General features: G+C 64.7%; 13 protein-coding genes. 12 read left to right on the top strand and 1 reads right to left on the bottom strand.

What is annotated here, in order from left to right; genetic code table 11:
* Positions 1 to 68 precede the first annotated feature (68 nt).
* From F7R19_RS26070 to F7R19_RS26045, 6 genes are all read left to right on the top strand, one after another.
* A complete protein-coding gene (locus F7R19_RS26070; RefSeq protein WP_061958694.1) occupies positions 69 to 350 on the top strand; it encodes a PAAR domain-containing protein in 282 nt (93 codons plus the stop codon).
* A 4-nt stretch (positions 351 to 354) separates the two neighbouring features.
* Positions 355 to 876 (top strand): type VI secretion system lipoprotein TssJ, encoded by a 522-nt coding sequence (gene tssJ / locus F7R19_RS26065; RefSeq protein ID WP_150982498.1) that lies wholly within the window; start codon positions 355 to 357, stop codon positions 874 to 876.
* A 4-nt stretch (positions 877 to 880) separates the two neighbouring features.
* Positions 881 to 2224 carry a type VI secretion system baseplate subunit TssK gene (tssK, locus tag F7R19_RS26060; RefSeq protein ID WP_061958695.1) on the top strand — a complete coding sequence of 448 codons (1344 nt, stop codon included), beginning with the start codon at positions 881 to 883 and terminating at the stop codon, positions 2222 to 2224.
* A complete protein-coding gene (gene tssL, locus F7R19_RS26055; protein ID WP_150982497.1) occupies positions 2224 to 3597 on the top strand; it encodes a type VI secretion system protein TssL, long form in 1374 nt (457 codons plus the stop codon). The genes tssK and tssL overlap by 1 nt, the downstream gene beginning before the upstream one ends.
* A 10-nt stretch (positions 3598 to 3607) precedes the next feature.
* Positions 3608 to 7471, top strand: a complete 3864-nt coding sequence (tssM, locus tag F7R19_RS26050) for a type VI secretion system membrane subunit TssM (protein ID WP_150982496.1) — start codon at positions 3608 to 3610, stop codon at positions 7469 to 7471.
* 137 nt (positions 7472 to 7608) lie between these two features.
* The gene (locus F7R19_RS26045; protein ID WP_084004146.1) at positions 7609 to 8979 is read left to right on the top strand and encodes a M20/M25/M40 family metallo-hydrolase; all 1371 of its coding nucleotides are present in this window, start codon (positions 7609 to 7611) and stop codon (positions 8977 to 8979) included.
* On the opposite strand, the gene F7R19_RS26040 is transcribed toward F7R19_RS26045, so the two are convergent.
* Entirely contained in the window at positions 8969 to 9916 is a 948-nt protein-coding gene (locus F7R19_RS26040) for an ABC transporter substrate-binding protein (RefSeq protein ID WP_150982495.1), read from the bottom strand. The genes F7R19_RS26045 and F7R19_RS26040 overlap by 11 nt on opposite strands.
* 259 nt (positions 9917 to 10175) lie before the next feature.
* Between F7R19_RS26040 and F7R19_RS26035 the strand changes: the two genes are divergently transcribed.
* The 6 genes from F7R19_RS26035 to F7R19_RS26010 all read left to right on the top strand — a co-directional run.
* The gene (locus tag F7R19_RS26035; RefSeq protein ID WP_061958699.1) at positions 10176 to 10985 is read left to right on the top strand and encodes a CsgG/HfaB family protein; all 810 of its coding nucleotides are present in this window, start codon (positions 10176 to 10178) and stop codon (positions 10983 to 10985) included.
* A 198-nt stretch (positions 10986 to 11183) separates the two neighbouring features.
* Positions 11184 to 11906 carry a YceH family protein gene (locus F7R19_RS26030; protein WP_061958720.1) on the top strand — a complete coding sequence of 241 codons (723 nt, stop codon included), beginning with the start codon at positions 11184 to 11186 and terminating at the stop codon, positions 11904 to 11906.
* A 383-nt stretch (positions 11907 to 12289) separates the two neighbouring features.
* Positions 12290 to 13435, top strand: a complete 1146-nt coding sequence (gene flhB / locus F7R19_RS26025) for a flagellar biosynthesis protein FlhB (RefSeq protein WP_061958700.1) — start codon at positions 12290 to 12292, stop codon at positions 13433 to 13435.
* Entirely contained in the window at positions 13432 to 15519 is a 2088-nt protein-coding gene (gene flhA, locus F7R19_RS26020) for a flagellar biosynthesis protein FlhA (protein WP_061958701.1), read from the top strand. Before flhB ends, flhA begins: the two co-directional genes overlap by 4 nt.
* Positions 15520 to 15529: 10 nt before the next feature.
* A complete protein-coding gene (flhF, locus tag F7R19_RS26015) occupies positions 15530 to 18094 on the top strand; it encodes a flagellar biosynthesis protein FlhF (protein WP_150982494.1) in 2565 nt (854 codons plus the stop codon).
* A 12-nt stretch (positions 18095 to 18106) separates the two neighbouring features.
* Positions 18107 to 18426, top strand: a 320-nt coding sequence (locus tag F7R19_RS26010) for an AAA family ATPase (protein ID WP_150982513.1), incomplete at its 3' end; no start/stop codon positions are given.

Raw genomic sequence — 18426 nt, 5'->3', positions numbered from 1 at the left:
TATCTGGATGCAAGGAATATGAATCTCTCGCGATAGGGAAGCTTCTCGGATCGAGGATACCGCTGAATATGTCCAAAAAAATGATCACTGTCGGTGACAGCACCACCCACGGCGGCAAGGTTATTTCGGGATCGGACAAACATTTATTGAACGGCCGGCCGATAGCGCGCAAGGGCGACCGCGTGGCCTGCCCAATGGTCGATCCGGGCGGCAAGCCGCACGGCGTCAACGCCATCAGCGAAGGCGACGACACCTGTCTTGTCGACGGCAAGCCGGTAGCACTGGAGGGCCATCGCACCGAATGCGGATGTCAGCTCATCGGTAGCCAGCCCGCTACGGTGGGGGGCTGATTCCGTGGGCGTCGAACCTTTGCGGCGGCGGACGGCGGTTGTGGCAGGGCTTTGGGGTATTGCGCTGCTGGCCGGCTGCGCCAGCTCATCCGCGCAGACGGAACGCATGAAGCTCGATCTTTCCATTTCCGCGAAGGCGAATGTCAATCCCGATGAAAAGGGGCGTGCATCCCCGGTGCTGGTACGTGTCTACGAACTCAAGACCGAGGCCGCCTTTGTCAACGCCGATTATTTCCTTCTCGACAAATCGGACACAACGGCATTGGCGCAGGACCTGTTGGCGCGCGACGAATTCGTGCTGCGCCCGGGCGAGACGCGCAATGTCGAGCGCAAATTGCAAGAGGGCGCTCACATACTGGGATTTCTCGTCGGCTATCGGGACCTCGGCAAAGCGCAATGGCGCGCGGTGCACGTGCTGCCCAGCGCCCCAAGATCTGCCTGGTATCGATCGGTAATCCCGGCAAGCGAAGTCGAACTGCAGGTGACCCTGGACCAGCAGGCCATATCCATTTCAAAACCCGACTGACGTCATGAGCTGGTACAACAAGGTTGTCTGGAGCGAAGGTCTGTTCCTGCGCCCGCAGCTGTTTCAACAGCAGGAGCGCTATCTCGAACACTACGCGCACAAGCGTGCCGCGTCGTTGAGCCCATTTTTCTGGGGATTTCACAAGTACAGCATCGACACCGAAGCGCTGTCGCTGGGAAAGCTGGTGCTTTCCGAGGCGGCGGGGGTATTCCAGGATGGCACGCCGTTCGATGTGCCAGGGCAGACCACGCCGCCAGCGCCATTGGCGATTGGGCCGACGCATCTGAATCAGATCATTCACTTTGCCGTGCCGATTCGCATGCCGAATGCCGATGAAACCAGCTTTGGCGAGCGACGCGATTCCCTGGCTCGCTACCACGCGTTCGAGCGGGAGCTTGTCGATGCCAATTCGATCGCGCAAGGGCCGAAGCTGGTGCAGTTATCGGATCTCCGTGTGCGCCTTGTTCCTGAAAACGAACTCACTGAATCATGGATTGGGCTGCCGTTGGCACGTATTACGGAAATCCGGGCCGATGGCAGTGTGCGGCTCGACACCGCCCTGATCCCACCGGTCAACGTCTTTCCGGCAAGTCATCAACTGCTGAACTGGCTCGTCGAAGTTCACGGCCTGCTGCATCTAAGGGCCGATGCGCTGGCCGAAGGTGTCCTCGCTGGCGGCACGCGCGGGGCCGATGCCGCGGAGATTTCCGAGTATCTGATCCTGCAGTTGCTCAATCGCCATGAGCCGGTGCTCAAGCACCTGCTCGAAGCCAGGTCAGCGTCGCCGGAAACGCTTTACACGACTTTCGCGGCGCTGGCTGGCGAGCTTTCCACTTTCGTGCGCACGGATACGCGGCGCCCCGCCGCCTATCCGCCGTATCGTCACGCGGAGCCACACACATGCATTCGGCCACTTGTCGATGATTTGCGCTATTTGCTGAATGTGGTGCTTGAACGTGGCGCGCAACGCATCGAACTGCGCGACGAACGACACGGCTTGTACCTCGCCGTGCTCGATCCCGCCGAGATCCCGCGTTTCTCCACATTTGTGCTGGCGGTCCATGCGCAAATCCCTGCGGATGTGCTGACGCAGCAGTTTCCCGCGCAAACCAAGGTTGGGCCGTCGGGCCGCCTTGCCGAACTGATTCGCTCGCATTTGCCTGGCGTGCCGCTTCAAGTGCTGCCGGTGCCGCCGCGACAGATTCCGTTCAATGCGGGACACATCTACTTCGAAATCTCCCAGTCGCATCCGCTGTGGGAACAGGTGACAAAGTTCGGTGGTCTCGCACTTCACGTGGCTGGTAGCTTTCCTGAACTCCGCATCGATCTATGGGGAGTGCGCAGCTGATGAGCGAATCGACCAACCGCGCCAACAGCGGCCAAAGCATCGCGGGAATAGAAACGAGTTCAGGCGCACAGCCGTCTCAGTCATCCGCGCGGGACGGCGCGGGCGCGCGAGAAGCGGACGCGACAGGCCCGCAGCGCGGCCCATGGGACTGGCGTCCAGCGGAGTCGCGCGAACAGACCCTGGCGCGCATTCTGGCCGCGCCAAATCCGCTGCTCGAGGCAGCGCAGCCGCTATTGCGCGCGTTGGCCGAGATGCCGGACCACCTGCCGGGTGCGCAGCGGATGACGTCCGAAACCGGCAGCGCCGCGGGAGCCTCGCAGTTCTCCGGCATGGCGATGGAACTGCGCCATTTGCTGATTCTGGAACTTGAGCAATTTCAGCAATTGTGCGAGCGCGCGGCAATTCGCCGTCAACACATCATTGCCACGAGCTATCTGCTGTGCACCGCGCTCGACGAAGCCGCGCATACCAGGGCTTGGGGCCTGAGCGGCTGGCCGCAACACGGCCTGTTGGTCAGCATTCATCAGGACACGGCCGGCGGCACACGTTGCTTCCAGCTGCTTGCCAAGCTGCTTAGCGAGTCTGACGAACACCTCGACCTGATCGAGGTGTTTTATCAGGTTCTGTCGCTGGGTTTCGTGGGGCGTTACGCCGGTGTTCCCGATGGACATCGGCAGATCGACGCCATTCGCCAGCGTCTGCTAGGGCTGGTCTCCGCCAAGCGCGGCGAGCTTCCACGCGAGCTGTCGCCACATTGGCGCGGCGTGCCGGCCAAGCCGTTGGGCGTGTTCCGTACGGTGCCGATCTGGTTGACCGCGTCGTTGCTCGGCATCGTCGTGCTTGGCATGCTGTCCTGGTACAAATACCACCTGCTGCTGCAAACCGAGGCGGCGGAGCAGCAGATCCTGGCCATCGGCAAGCTGCGGCCGCCGGAGCCGTCGAAGGTGTTCGGACTCAAGGAGCGGCTCAAAGGCGATATCGAGCGCGGCGCTGTCAGCGTGCAGGAAGACGCCACGCGCAGCGTCGTCACCTTTCGCGGCGATGACATGTTTGGAGGTGGCCGCAGTGATGTGCAGGCATCCATCCTGCCGCTGCTCGACAAGGTATCCGCGGAACTGGCCCAGATTCCCGGCAACGTGACCGTGGTTGGCCACAGTGACAACCTCCCCATCCGTACCGCACGTTTCCCTTCCAATCAGGCACTGTCGGAAGCGCGGGCGCTCACCGTGAGCGAATACCTTGTCAGCAAAGGCGTTGCCACGGGGCGGATCAAATCCGTTGGCAAAGGCGACACCGAACCGGTTGCCGACAACAAGACTGCGACCGGGCGCGCAAAGAATCGCCGCGTTGAAATCATCGTGACGCAGCCATAAGGACCATCGCATGTTTTTTCGGAAAATTAGTGCGCCACGCGCCTTCTGGCCTTGTGTGATCGCGCTGGGCACGGCGGTGCTGATTGCGGTCGCAGTATGGTTCATCGGCCCGTTGCTGGCGTTCGATGACTGGCAGCCCTTGGCAGGAGTCGGCATACGTCTGACACTGGTCGCCCTGCTGGCAGCGCTCGTGATGCTGTGGTGGTTCAGGCTGCCACTATGGCCGATCGCGAGCGTCGCGTTTTGCTTGCTGATCTGGCACGCGGGACCGATGCTGGCGCTGGGGCAATTCAGACCGCTGGTGCCGCAGTCCACTCGCATCGTGACGATCGTCATCGTCGTCGTCGTATCGTTCGCATTGATGTTTTACGGCCTGTGGAAGCGGCTCGTGGCGGACAAGGCATTTGCCAGAAAAATACTGAAGCTCGATGACGATGTGGAATCCGCGGACGCCGCGTCGACGCACAACGCCGTGGCGTTGCTGACGAATCTCATGCAGACGGCATTGCGCCAGTTGAAGGGGATGCGCAAGACCGGCGGCATCCGGCGCCTGGTCGAAGGCAAAGGTTATCTGTACAGGTTGCCCTGGTATCTGTTGATAGGACCGGCGCACGCCGGCAAAACTGCGGCGCTGCTCAACGCCGGTCTGGAATTTCCGATCGCCGAGCAAATGGCAGGCATTGCGAAAGCACAGGTCGCCACCGAAAACGTGCAATGGTGGATGACCAACGAAGCGGTGCTGATCGACACCGCTGGGCGCTATACGGATCAGGAACAGAATGCACAGGCGGACCGTGCGGAGTGGAAGACCCTGCTGGGCCTGCTGCGAAAAGCGCGGCCGCGTACGCCGGTCAATGGCGCGATGCTGTTTATCAGTTGTCCCGATCTGCTGACCAAGTCACCCGATGCGCTTCGCGTGCTGGCGGCCTCACTACGCGCCAGGCTGATCGAATTGCGCCAGGATCTGGGCGTGCAGTTTCCGATCTATGTGGTGGTCACGAAGATCGATCAGATCGCGGGCTTTGCCGAGTATTTCCAGACGTTGTCCAGCGAGGGTCGTGCGCAACCGTGGGGCTTCACGTTGCCACTGAAGGAGGGTCGCGGACAGCGCGCCGCGCAGGCTGCGAGCCTGATCGAACAATGCGGCGCGGAACTGGACGTCCTCATCAACCGGCTGCGCGATGGGCTCAACCTGAGGCAGTACGAGGTCTTCGACAAGACCGCCTGCAGTCATATGCAGGGCATGCGCGAGGACATGCAAAGCCTGACAGTGCCGTTGCTGAACGTGCTGGAGCATGTCTTTCTCGATTCGCGCTACGACAATACCGAGCATCGTCCGATGCTGCGCGGCGTCTATTTCACCAGCGCGCTGCAGACTGGCGAGACGGTCATCGGCAATCCGCATACGGTCATGCGCGCGCTGGAGCGATCGCGCGGCGCCCACATGGCATCGGCCGCGGACGAGCCCGGCGGTCGCAACCTCGTGCGCGTCGAAAAAACCCATGCAAGCGGGTATCGCAGCTTCTTCCTGCAAGAGGTGATTCAGCGCATCATCGTGCCGGAGGCGTATCTGGTCCGCCCAAACCTGCGCTGGGCATTTCGCTTCCGCCTGTTTCGTGTGCTCTGCCACACGGTCTGCCTGGCGCTGTTCGTATGGATGATGTTCGGCCTGCGTGAAAGCCACCAGAACAATGGCCAGTACCTGAATCAGGTGACGGCGAAAGCCCAGGAAGTCTCGCAGAGGGTTGTCGCTTTCTACAAGCAATCGCAGACTGCGGCCGTGCCGGAACTGCTGGACGGTGCCAACGATATTGCCGCATATCCGGGACTCGACTCCGCGTCGCCGGCGCTGGCGTGGCGCTACGGACTCTACACGGCGCCGCGCATCCTGAGCGCGACAACCAAGACCCATGCGGCGCTACAGGACAACCTGCTGGTCCCGTATCTGGTGCATCGCGTGGAAGCGGCCCTGACCGCAGCCATCGCCGCGCAGGACAGTCGCGCGACATACGAGACGTTGCGCATCTACCTGATGCTGCATGAGGCGGAAAAGTTCAACGCCGCGGAGGTGCGCGAGTGGGTCCAGGCCGACTGGAGCACCGGGAACGCCGCCGACGATTTCGGCGGCCGCATCGCGGCGCTCGAACATCTGAACCGCTTGCTCGATGGCAGTCGCGTGGTGCAATCGCCGTATGCGCGCAATGAAACACTGGTGCAGTCAGCGCGCGATTTTCTGGACGACAGCACATCGGTGGAGCGGCTCTACGAGCAGGCCAAGACCGCCATGGCCCAGGACGCGCCGCAGGACTTCACATTGCTGCGCGCGGTCGGTCCGCAGGCAGGCACGGTGTTTACACGCGCTGGTGGCGAGCCGGTGGAGCGGGGCGTTCCAGGTCTCTTCACCTATGACGGATACCACGACGTATTCAACGCGCGGCTGGCCGAGTTCGTCAGCAAGGCCCAGGTGGCCGACTCGTGGGTGATGGGCGACCGCCAGCGCAAATCCCTGTCCGGGACCGTGGCGGGCGCGGTGGGCAAGGTGAGCGGCGTGGATCCGTTCACGCGCGAAATCCGCCGGCTTTACCTGGCGGAATACGCCCGGCGCTGGACGGTCTTTCTTGCCGATATCCGTACCCTGACAGGCAACAATCTAGCGTTCGATCTGGACGTCCTGCGCCAGTTTGCCGCGCCCGATTCGCCGTTGGCGCGGCTGGGGCGGGCCGCGGTGCGCGAGACGACGCTCAGCCGGCCGATGGAGATGCAGGACAAGCTGCTGTCGGACGCCGCTGGGCAGGCGGAGAAGAAACTCGGTATCAAAGATGGGGTGTTGAAGGCGCGTGCCGAATCGCGTCAGGAATGGGATCTGGTGGACAGTCGTTTCGCGGCGCTGCGCGAAGTGGTGTCCGGGCAGGCCGATCCACGCGCCGGCAATACGTCGTCCACGTCGGGCAAACCGCGTCTCGATGCCATCTCCGGCTTGGTCAACGCCTACTACACCACGCTGGTGGTGGCCAACAATGCGCTGAACACGCGCAATATGCCGCCGCCGGCCGATGCGGGAGATCAATTGCGCATGGAAGCCGCAAAGCTGCCGGCGCCGTTCAATGCCGTGCTGGCCGATCTGGTGGTTCAAGGCACGCGCGATGTCAATCAGGGCGTGGGCGAAATCCTCGTCGCCAAGATGGACGCCGTGATCGGCGAGCAATGCCGGCGCGCGATCGAAGGCAAGTATCCGTTCATGCCCACCGCCGCCGAGGATGTCGACGCAGACGATTTCGTGCGCATCTTCGCCAGCGGTGGCGTGCTGGACGACTTTTTCCAGCAGGTGCTTGCTCCCCATGTCGACACGACGACCTCGCCCTGGCGCTACAAGCTCACCGCACCCGACGTGCCGCCCGTCGCTGGCCCCAGCCTGGTGCCGTTTCAGCACGCCAAGGAGATTCGCAATGTGTTCTTTCGCGATCCGAGCGGCAAGAAGCTGGCGTGGAAGGTCGACATGAAGATCATGGAAGTCGATCCCGAAATCGTCTCGCTGCAACTCGATATCGACGGACAGGTCCAGCGCTATGTGCATGGCCCGGTAGTGCCGATGAACGTCACCTGGCCTGGATCGCGCGGCGGGCAGCGCGCAGAGATCACGGCCAATCCGCGTGTGCGGCCCGATACCTCGACAAAGGTCGCCAATGGCCCATGGGCGCTGATGCGGCTGATCGATCAGGCCAAATTATCGGTCGCGTCTGGCACAAGCCAGATTACCGCAGAGTTTGATTTCGACGGGCGCAAGGCCCGTTTCGACATTGGTATGGGCGGTTTGCCCAATCCGTGGACCACAACCCTGCTGCAGGGCTTTCATTGCCCCGGGCGATCCGGCTGAGCCTGCCGCGCCACACGAAACGCCAATCGCTGGCACAATGCGCCGACATCCCGATGTCGACCTATAGCGATGGCGGACATCCCAGCACGTTGCTCGACATTGGGCCTTCCCGTTCGTTGCCGGAGGATTCTGCCCCCATGTCACACGTGTCATGCCTTCGCCGTACCGCGTTCTCGCTTGCCACGGCCACCGCCATTGCCGCGGCGATCGGCCCCGCCCACGCACAGACGCTCGATGTTCCGCAGGTTTCGCCTGCTGTCGACAGTGCCTACGCAAAACTCGAAGCATCGCCGCTGTATCGCAAGCTGATGGCCGATGTGCGTGCCGACGATGCGCGTGCGCTTGCCGAACTGAAGACGATGACCGAAATCCCCGCGCCGCCGTTCAAGGAAAAGGCGCGCGCCGAGTATTTCGTTTCCCGGCTGAAGGCGCTGGGCTTGAACGATGCGCACATCGACGCCGAAGGCAATGCGATCGGCATCCGCAAGGGCACCGGCAACGGGCCCAAGCTCTTGGTTTCCGCGCATCTGGATACGGTGTTTCCGGAGGGCACCGACGTCACGGTGAAATCGCGCGACGGCAAGCTCTATGCGCCCGGCATCGGCGATGACACGCGTGGCCTGGCCGTTCTGCTGTCATGGCTCAAGGTGCTCAACGAGAACAACGTGCGCACGGTTGGCGATCTGGTCTTTGTGGGCAACGTCGGCGAAGAAGAGCTTGGCAATCTGCGCGGAATGCGCGCCGTGTTCAGGGATCATCCCGATATCGATGGCATGGTCGGGATCGAGCCGGGCACCGGCGAGCGCGTGCTGACACAAGGCACCGGCAGCCATCGCTATGAGGTCACGTTCCGCGGTCCGGGTGGCCACAGCTTCGGCGCGTTTGGCTTGCCAAGCGCCATCCACGCAATGGGGCGCGCAATCGGCAAGATCGGCGACGTGCGCACCCCGGCCGATCCAAAGACCACCTTCACTGTGGGCACGGTTGGCGGCGGCACCTCGGTGAACGCAATTGCCGGAGACGCACGCATGGCCATCGATATCCGCTCCAATGCCACGCCGTCGCTGCTGGAGACCGAAAAGCAGATCATGGACGCGATTGCGGCGGGTGTGGCCGAAGAAAACCGCCGATGGTCGGCCGCAAAGGGGCAGGAAATCACGTTTCAGGCGCGCCAGATCGGCGATCGTCCGGCAGGCATGACGCCCGGCAACGCGGTGATCGTGCAGTCGGCGGTGCGCGTGATCAAGGCCAACAGCAAGGAAGCGCCTTCGCTGCGCGGCGGCAGCACTGACGCAAACGTGCCGATGGCACTCGGTATCCCGGCCATCATCATCGGCAGCGGCGGCAAATCGGGCGGATCGCATTCGCGCGACGAGTGGTTCGACCCCACCCATGCCTATGAAGGCGCGCAATGGGGCCTCACCACGGTACTTGGTCTGGTGGGCGTGCAGGGCATCGATGCGCCGCTGCTCGAGCGCCGTCCCGGCAAGCCGCCCATCACGCGCTGATCGGGAAGCCCTTGTCGAACGTGGCGGCGACGTCGAGCCGTTGCTTCAGCAGCCCCGACTTGAGGTAAAAGTCGGCGGTCTGCTGCTGTACGGCGATCAATTCCGCATCGATCGGCTGCCACTGCGTGCGGCGCCTTTCGAACTGCAGGCGCGCGGCTTCCGGAGCAATGCCGATGATGCGCGCCAGCGTGGCGGAAAACTCGGGAACGTGCTGATACGACCACGCCTGCGCCCGCACGATGCGCTGCAGAAAATCGCCGAGCACGGCACGTTTGGCCGCCAGCGCCGCGTCGGTCGCCGCCAGATAGCTCAAGCCCGACCAAAGCCCGCGCCCGCTGACCAGCACGCGCGCATGCCCGCTGGTCTCCGCCATGGCCGTATAGGGTTCCCACGTCGCCCAGGCGTCGACCGATCCATTGGTCAATGCGAGCTTGGCGTCGGCGGGCGGCAGAAACCGGATGTCGACGTCTTCGGGCCGCAACCCTGCCGATGACAATGCCTTCAGCGCAACGAAATGGCCGATCGAACCACGGTTGGTGCCGATGCGCTTGCCCTTCAGGTCCGCGGCGGTCTTCAGCGGCGAATCGGGCCGCACCAGCACCGCCGTGCCATACGGGTCGGACCGGTTGGCGCCGATCAGCTTGATGCGCGTGCCGGCGGCCAGGGCGAAGATCGCGGGCGCATCGCCGATCGGCCCGCTGTCGACGGCGCCTGCGTTCAGCGCTTCGGCAAGCGGCGCCGCGGCGGGGAATTCGGTCCACTGGATGTCATAGCTCAGGTCTTTCAGCGCGTCGGCGGCTTCCAGCAGCGCGCGCAGGCCGCCCTTCTGATCCCCCGCCTTCAATAGCGGTCGCGTCTGTGCGCGCAGGGCGGGAACGGCGGCAAGCATGGCGCCAGCGCTGGCGGCATGAAGAAACTGGCGGCGGGAGGCGGTCATCGTCTGATTTCTGATGGGAAAACGCAGACCGTAAGCGTTGACGATGCGCCGGCCAACGAATCATTTCGCCGATCCTTATGCCGTGAGTGCCGCGACTATCACATCTGAATTGTGCTGTAAATAACACTCAAGTGTGGTTATCGTCACGGGAACTTTCCGCCATAACGGCGGTTGCGCGCGATCGGGTGAACGGGGCCTTTTTGTCGTTTTTGACGACTCGCGCGTATTTAGACAAAGAATCCAATAAAAGAGGGTCGCAATGGGTTTCAAGACAACGGGAGTCGCCGTAGCCGCCGTGCTGCTGCTGGGTGCGTGCGCCGACATGCAAATGGGCGCCAAGGATGCGAAGACGGTGGCAACCGGCTCCGTCGGCGGCACCGAATCGCAAAACGCACAGACTACCTTGCAGCGCTGCGATGCGCCGCTGGGTACGGTATCGATCATCGAGGACACTTCTGCGCCGTGGTACGGCATCCTGACCGGCCAGTATCAGCTGGGCAGCACGGTTCCGGTACTGAAGCTGCTGGTGCAGCAGTCCAATTGTTTCGTCGTGGTGGATCGCGGCCGTGGCCTCGACGCCGCGATGGGCGAACGCGCCCTGAACGCAACGGGCGAATTGCGCAAGAAGTCGAAGTTGCAGAAGGGCCAGATGGTGGCGGCCGACTACACGGTCAGCCCCAGCATCACCTTCAGCAGCAATAACACCGGCGGTGGGTCGGGTCAGTTGCTGGCGTGGGTGCCGCACGTGGGCGGCGTGCTGTCCAGCGTGGCCGGCAGCATGAAGAGCGCCGAGGCGTCGACGCTGCTGACGCTGGTCGACAACCGTTCGAGCGTGCAGCTGGCCGCCGCCGAAGGATCGGCCAAGAATATCGACTACGGCATGCTCGGCGCCCTGATGGGCAACAGCGCGCGCGGCAGCGCAGGTGCGTACTCGAACACACCGCAAGGCAAGGTGGTGGTCGCCGCGTTTACCGATTCGCTGAACAACCTCGTCACCGCCGTCAAACAGTACAAGGCGCAGAACGTCAAGGGCGGCCTGGGCACGGGCGGCCAGTTGAAGGTCAACTAAGGCGTAACGCCGGGCAACGCGGATCGAACGCGGTCAAAGACCGCGAACCTCGCTGCGTCGCTTGATATGACGAAAGGCTGCGGTCGTCGGGATCGCGGCCTTTTTTGCATGGTGGCGCGTGCCGGGGCATCCAATCCGGTTGCGTCGCCGCGGGCGTTGCGCTTCAATGTCTGCCTCGCAAACGCTCGCTTCTTATCGATGGATGCCATTCCCGACAGACCCGCCCGACCTCCCATGCGCGCCCTGACCGCGCTGGAGGGCCGCGTCGTCGCCGTGCTGCTTGAAAAGCAGCTTACGGTGCCGGACACCTATCCGCTGTCGCTGAACGCGCTGGTGGCCGGATGCAACCAGAAGACCGCACGCTCGCCGGTGATGAGCGCCAGCGAGGCCGAAATCCTTACGGCCATCGATGGCCTGAAGTCCCTGAGCCTGGTGTTCGAAGGCAGCAGCAGCCGTGTGCCGCGCTTCGAGCAGAATCTGGCAAAAGTGCTCGGTGTGCCAAGCCAGTCGGCGGCGCTGCTTTCCACGCTGCTGTTGCGCGGCCCGCAAACCGCGGCGGAACTGCGGCTCAATTCAGCGCGCCTGCATGCGTTTGCCGATATTTCGTCGGTCGAGGGATTCCTGGACGAACTTGCAGAGCGCACGCCGGCGCTGGTCGTCAAGCTGCCGCGCGCGCCGGGCGAACGCGAGCATCGATGGATGCACCTGATGTGCGGAGAGGTCAGCGCGGCCGAATGGGGCGCATCGCCGCGCGGCGCCAGCGCGGACGAAGACGTATCGCCGTCGGAATTCGAAGCGCTGCGCATCAGCCATCGCGCCCTGGAAGATAAGGTGGCGCGCCTGCAGGCGCTGGTCGAAGACATGGCCGGCCAGCTTGGCATCAAGATCGACACGGCGCCTTCCGAGGACGGCTCGGCCTGAAACGTCGTCCACTGAGCCGATATGCGCGTGGGAGTGATCGCGCGCATTGCATGCTTTTTATACGAAGATCGCAGATTTTGCGAATTGTCCGGCAGCCCGCCGCCGTATGGGCGCCGGTGCCGCCGAAGGCCTCTTCCGGTAGCACGATGCGCGGCGGCGGCGGCCATATCTTCGTCGCCGCGCGCGCTTCCAATGGGCGGAATCGGCACATTTTCGGCGCGTCGCGCTAAAGATTGCCACCCCGGGGCCGTTATTTCCGCTGGCCCGCTCATTCCTGAAACAGGCACCTGTTTCCCCGCCTTTTCCCCCCAATGCTTTCCAGTCCGGGATTTGATAATCCTCGGTGACGAAGTGCCGTCCGTGCGCGTCGTATTGGAGCATTCATGTCCGAGGAAAGCGATCTCGAAAAAACCGAACCCGCCTCACCCCGGCGCCTCGAAAAGGCGCGCGAGGAGGGGCAGGTGGTGCGTTCGCGCGAACTCGGCACGTTCGTCATGCTGATGACGGGCGTGTTGGGCCTGTGGGTCATGGGCGGCATGCTCGGCCGCAAGCTCAATGCCGTGATGCACGCCAGCCTGGCGTTCGAGCCCGCCACGGCGTTCGACACGCACCGCATGCTGTCGCAGTTCGGTGTGGCGATCTGGGAAAGCCTGCTGGCTTTCATGCCGCTGCTGCTGATGTTTGGCGTGGCGGCGCTGGTGGCGCCTCTGGCGCTGGGCGGCTGGGTTTTCTCGACGAAATCGTTCGCGCCCGACTTCAAGCGCATGTCGCCGCTGGCCGGCATCGGCAGGATGTTCTCGTCGAACTCGCTCGTGGAACTGGCCAAGGCCATCGCCAAGTCCTTGCTGGTGGGCGGCGTGGGCGCGTGGCTGCTGTGGCGCGAGATTCCCGAAGCCGTCGCGTTGATGAACGCGCCGATCGAGGAAGCGCTGCTGCACATGACCGACATGGTGCTGTACGTGTGCGCGATGGTGGCCGGATCGCTGTTGCTGGTGGCGGCGCTGGACGTGCCGTGGCAGCTGTGGACGTTCTACAAGAAGCTGCGCATGACCAAGGAAGAGGTCAAGCAGGAGATGAAGGAAACCGATGGCGATCCGCATATCAAGGCCCGCATCCGCCAGCAGCAGCGGGCCATGGCGCGTCGCCGGATGATGTCCGAAGTGCCCAAGGCGGACGTGGTGGTGACCAACCCCACGCACTTCGCCGTGGCGCTGCGCTACGACGAGACGGCGCGCTGGAACGCGCCGCGCGTGGTGGCCAAGGGTACCGACGAAGTGGCCGCGCGCATCCGCGAACTGGCCGCCGAGCATCGCGTGCCGGTGTTGTCGGCGCCGCCGCTGGCGCGCGCGCTGCACCGTCACGTCGAACTGGGGCAGGAAATCCCGGCGGGTTTGTACACCGCAGTGGCCGAGGTCCTGGCCTGGGTCTTTCAATTGAAACACTGGCACTACAGCCAAGGCCCGCAGCCCAATGCGCCGGCCGAGCTGCTGGTGCCGGATGAACTAGCCGTACCGGAAAGCCGCGCATGAACGCTCTGACCAACCTTTTCAACTCGCCCGCACTGCGTGGCGGCGCCCAGATGAAGGCGCTGGCTGGCCCGCTGCTGGTCGTGATGATCCTCGGCATGATGATTCTGCCGTTGCCGGCGTTCATCCTGGATCTGTTGTTCACGTTCAATATCGCATTGTCGATCATGGTGCTGCTGGTCGGCATGTACACGCAGCGCCCGCTCGATTTCGCCGCGTTTCCCGCCGTGCTGCTGTTCTCCACGCTGCTGCGTCTGTCGCTGAACGTGGCTTCCACGCGCGTGGTGCTGCTCGAGGGCCATACCGGCCCAGACGCCGCGGGCAAGGTGATCGAGGCGTTTGGCCACTTCCTGGTGGGCGGCAACTTCGCCGTCGGTATCGTGGTGTTCGCGATCCTGGTGGTGATCAACTTCATGGTGATCACCAAGGGCGCAGGCCGTATCGCCGAAGTCGGCGCGCGCTTCATGCTCGATGCGATGCCCGGCAAGCAGATGGCCATCGACGCCGACCTCAACGCGGGCCTGGTCAACGAAGAAGGCGCACGCAAGCGCCGCGCCGAAGTGGCGCAGGAATCCGATTTCTACGGCGCGATGGACGGTGCGTCGAAGTTCGTGCGCGGCGACGCCGTCGCCGGCCTGCTGATCATGTTCATCAACGTGTCCGCAGGCATGGTGGTCGGCATGGTCCAGCACGATCTGGATTTCGCTACCGCCGTGCACAACTACACGCTGCTGACGATCGGCGACGGCCTGGTGGCGCAGATCCCGGCGCTGGTGATCTCCACCGCAGCCGGTGTGATCGTGTCGCGCGTGTCCAACGAGCAGGACGTCGGCCAGCAGCTGACTGGCCAGCTGTTTTCGAATCCGCGCGTGATGTTCATCACCGCGGCCATTATCGGCATGATGGGCATCATCCCCGGCATGCCGCACTTTGCCTTCCTGCTGCTGGCTGGCGGACTGGTCTGGTTTGGCCGCTACATGATGCAGCGCGAAGCAAAGGTTGCCGAGAGCAAGACGCGCGACGAACGCACGCCCGCCGTGCCGGCGGAAACCGCCGAAGCCACATGGGAAGACGTCACGATGGTCGACCCGCTCGGCATGGAGGTGGGCTACCGCCTGATCACACTGGTGGATCGCGGACAGAACGGCGAATTGCTGGGCCGCATCAAGAGCATCCGCAAGAAGATCGCGCAGGACATCGGCTTCCTGGTGCCGGTGGTCCATATCCGCGACAACCTCGAACTGAAGCCGACCGCCTACCGCATCACGCTCAAGGGCGTGGAAATCGGCAGCGGCGAAGCCAGCCCGGGCCAGTGGATGGCGATCAATCCGGGCCAGGTCACGGGCACGCTGCCTGGCGCGGCGACGCGCGATCCGGCCTTCGGCCTGCCGGCCGTCTGGATCGACGCCAGCCTCAAGGAACAGGCGCAGGCGTATGGCTACACCGTGGTCGACGCGAGCACCGTGGTGGCTACCCACCTGAACCATCTGATCCAGATGCACGCGTCCGAACTGCTGGGCCGCCAGGAAGTGCAGGCGCTGCTCGACCGCATCGCCAAGGAAGCGCCGAAGCTGACCGAGGATCTGGTGCCGAAGACGATCTCCCTGACGGGACTGCAGAAGATCCTGCAGAACCTGCTCGACGAAGGCGTGGCGATCCGCGACATGCGCACCATTCTGGACGTCGTGGCGGAAAACGCGCCGAAGATCAACGATCCGGCCGAACTGACCACGCTGGTGCGCGTGGCGCTGGGCCGCGCCATCACTCAACAGCTGTTCCCCAACAACGCCGACATGCAGGTGATCGGCATCGACGCCGGCCTGGAGCGCGTGCTGACGCAAGCGATGGCCAACGGCGGCGGCATCGAGCCGGGGCTGGCCGATGCGCTGCTGCAGCAGGCGCAAGGCGCCGTCATGCGCCAGGAACAGCTCGGACTCGACCCCGTGCTGCTGGTGCCGGCGCCGCTGCGGCCGCTGATGGCGCGCTTCCTGCGCCGCACGCTGCCGCAACTGAAAGTGCTGTCTCACGCAGAAGTACCGGACAACCGCAACATCCGCATCACCGCCATGATCGGCGGCGCGGCGTAAGGACAGAATCATGAGCGTGGCAAAGTTTGTGGCGGCCAACGGCCGTGAAGCGATGCGCAAGGTGCGCGAGGCCATGGGCCCCGATGCCGTGGTGCTCTCCAACCGCTCCATCGAAGGCGGCGTGGAAATCGTGGCGATGCGCGATACCGATCTTGGTGCGGTCAAGGCCAACGCGCAGCTCTACGATCCGCCCGCATCCGCCATGGCGATGCCTTCGCCGTCGCCCATGCTCCAGGCGCTCAACGGCATCAACCCGCCGGCGGCCGACGGCATGCCGTTCGCCGCGCCCGCCAACACGCTCGCCGCCACCGCGCCCGATGCCGTCGCCAAAGACGATGGCGCGATGCACGATCTGCGCGGCGAACTGGCTTCGATGCGCTCGATGCTCGAACGCCAGTTCGCCGGGCTGTCCAACGGCGCGCCATCGGTGGCCGCGGGCGACCCGCTGCGCGAATCGCTGTTCGAGTGGCTCGTCAACGCGGGCTTCTCGGGTCAGTTGTCGCGCACGCTGCTGTCGCGCCTGCCGCTCGGCACCGATCGCCCCGCGGCCATGGCGTGGATCCGCCAGGAACTGGCAAGCAAGGTGCCGGTGTTGACCGACGAGGACGCGCTGTTTGCGCAGGGCGGCGTGCTCGCGCTGATCGGCCCGACCGGCGTGGGCAAGACCACCACCACCGCCAAGCTGGCCGCGCGCTTCGTGTTGCGCCACGGCCCGCAAAGCCTGGCGCTGCTGACCACCGACCGATTCCGGATCGGCGCGCACGAGCAACTGCGCATCTATGGCGACATCCTCGGCGTCCCGGTCCATGCCGTGAAAGACGCCGCCGATCTGCGCTTTGCGCTGTCGGCCATGCAGGACAAGCATCTGGTGATCATCGACACCGTCGGCATGAGCCAGCGCGACCGCAGCCTGTCGGACCAGATCGCGATGCTTGCCGGTGTGCAGGCGCCGATGCAGCGCGTGCTGCTGCTCAACGGCGCCGCGCACGGCGACACGCTCAACGAAGTCGTGCACGCCTATCGCAATGACGCCGCAGGCGCCGCTGGCGGCATCGACGGCTGCATCATCAGCAAGCTCGACGAAGCCACGCATCTGGGATCGGTGCTCGATGTGGTGATCCGTCACCGTCTGCCGGTGTTCTATGCATCGACCGGCCAGCGCGTGCCGGAACATCTCGAACTGGCGCAGGCCAGTGCACTGGTCGAACGCGCATTCCTCACGCCGCGTCGCGGGTCGCTTTTTAATGACGCCGATGTGGCGCGCCGCCAGGCCGGCGCCGTCGACGCTGTGGCGCCGCGCGCGGCCGAGCGCAATGGCGCCGACGACATGCTGCGGTCGCTCACCGATAGCGCCAACGCCGTCGGCGTCTGCGTCGAAGAACTCAACGCCGCGCCGTACGGCTTCGATCTGGCCCGGCAGCTGTGGCAGCAGCGCACTGCCGGTGCGGCGGCGCTGCGACCGATGGTCCAGCAGGTGCGCCTGGCAATGTGCCGCGAGGCCAGCCGCGTTTGCGATCGCCACGTGCTGGCGGTGACGCAGAGCGTAGCCCAGCCGGTGCAGGGCCGCCGCGCGCCGCAGATGATGCAGCAGACGTTGTGGTTGTCCGATCGCGACGGCATGCCGCTGGCCAGCACCGTGGTGCCCGCCAGCCGTACGCGCCAGTCGCTGGCCGAAGCCGATGCCGAAGCGGAAGCCGCCACGGTGCGTACCACGCTGGCTGCCGCACGCACGGTGGTCAACCTCAACACGTCGCTGCCCAGCCCCGCCACGCTTGCGCGCTGGCAGCAAAGCGGCGAACGCTGGGTGGCAGGCACGCGCAAGACCACGCGCGTGATTGCCAACGGTCTGGCCAACAAGGTCGACACGATTGCCGACACGCTCACGTTCCACGCCATCGGCGACGTGCGCTGCAGCGACCGCGACGCAGTGCACTGGCTCGCGCATTGCCTGGTGCGCGTGCCGGACGGCCAGGTGCGCGCCGCGGCGCGCGGACGTGCCAATGCCGCCAACGCGGGCGAAGCTGCCGAAACCGGCACCGAGGCGTGCCTGGTGGTGTCGCGCATGATCGCGCGCGACACCGGCGACACGCTGTCCGTCGAGTACACGCTGTGTGATCCGGCACTGGCCAACGATGCCGCGCAGGTCGCGCGCTGGGCGCAATGGACGCTCGACGCGGAGGATCAGTTCCGCACGTTGCGCCACGCAATGGACCATTTCGCGCAGGACGCCGATGAAGAGACCATGCCCTGCGCCGGCATGGTGGCGCTGCAACTGGGTCTGACCGCGCTGCGCCTGCAACACACGCCGACGCCGACGGCGCCGGCATTCCTGTCGCGACTGGCCGGTCGCGCCTCGGCGCGCGTCAATGCGCCGGTTGCCGGGCCGGTGCTCAACGAAGGCATGGGCCGGCTGCTGGCGCTGTTGGACGTGCTGGAAAACTATCCGGGCCGCAGCGCATCGCCCGCGATGATGGCCGTCGAACCAGCGGCCGACGCGCCCGAATCCGCTGCGTCCGCGATGCGGGCGATGGCCGCCATGGATGCCATGCCGCAGTTCGCGGCGGCCGGGGAGTAAGCCTTGAATCCGATGGCTTCCGATCAGGCAGAAAGCCTGCGCCGCCTGTTGGCGCCACGCGTGACGCGACGCATCGCGGTGGTCGCCGCCGAACCCGGGGCCGGCGCCACCACGGTGGCGCTGGGCCTGGCCAATGCGCTGTCGATGCAGGGCGAACGCGTGCTGCTGGTGGACGAGGACGTCCACGGCGCGCGCGCCATGCGGCTTGCCGGCGCCACGCCCAGCGCTACGCTGGCCGATGTGCTGGCCGCACGCGTGCCGCTTGCCGCCGCGCTCGGCTCGCGCCCGGCCAGCGGCGTCGGCGTGCTGCCCGCCGGCCAGCTCGCGGCGGG

The organism is Cupriavidus pauculus (assembly GCF_008801835.1).
Taxonomy (GTDB): Bacteria; Pseudomonadota; Gammaproteobacteria; order Burkholderiales; family Burkholderiaceae; genus Cupriavidus; species Cupriavidus pauculus.
The sequence above is the reverse complement of the archived record's forward strand: the minus strand, read 5'-3'. Positions and strand labels throughout refer to the sequence as shown.

Coding starts and splice junctions, on each gene's coding strand:
- F7R19_RS26070 (WP_061958694.1), top strand. CDS start 69: ATGTCCAAAAAAATGATCACTGTCGGTGACAGCACCACCCACGGCGGC.
- tssK (WP_061958695.1), top strand. CDS start 881: ATGAGCTGGTACAACAAGGTTGTCTGGAGCGAAGGTCTGTTCCTGCGC.
- tssL (WP_150982497.1), top strand. CDS start 2,224: ATGAGCGAATCGACCAACCGCGCCAACAGCGGCCAAAGCATCGCGGGA.
- tssM (WP_150982496.1), top strand. CDS start 3,608: ATGTTTTTTCGGAAAATTAGTGCGCCACGCGCCTTCTGGCCTTGTGTG.
- F7R19_RS26045 (WP_084004146.1), top strand. CDS start 7,609: ATGTCACACGTGTCATGCCTTCGCCGTACCGCGTTCTCGCTTGCCACG.
- F7R19_RS26040 (WP_150982495.1), bottom strand. CDS start 9,916: ATGACCGCCTCCCGCCGCCAGTTTCTTCATGCCGCCAGCGCTGGCGCC.
- F7R19_RS26035 (WP_061958699.1), top strand. CDS start 10,176: ATGGGTTTCAAGACAACGGGAGTCGCCGTAGCCGCCGTGCTGCTGCTG.
- F7R19_RS26030 (WP_061958720.1), top strand. CDS start 11,184: ATGGATGCCATTCCCGACAGACCCGCCCGACCTCCCATGCGCGCCCTG.
- flhB (WP_061958700.1), top strand. CDS start 12,290: ATGTCCGAGGAAAGCGATCTCGAAAAAACCGAACCCGCCTCACCCCGG.
- flhA (WP_061958701.1), top strand. CDS start 13,432: ATGAACGCTCTGACCAACCTTTTCAACTCGCCCGCACTGCGTGGCGGC.
- flhF (WP_150982494.1), top strand. CDS start 15,530: ATGAGCGTGGCAAAGTTTGTGGCGGCCAACGGCCGTGAAGCGATGCGC.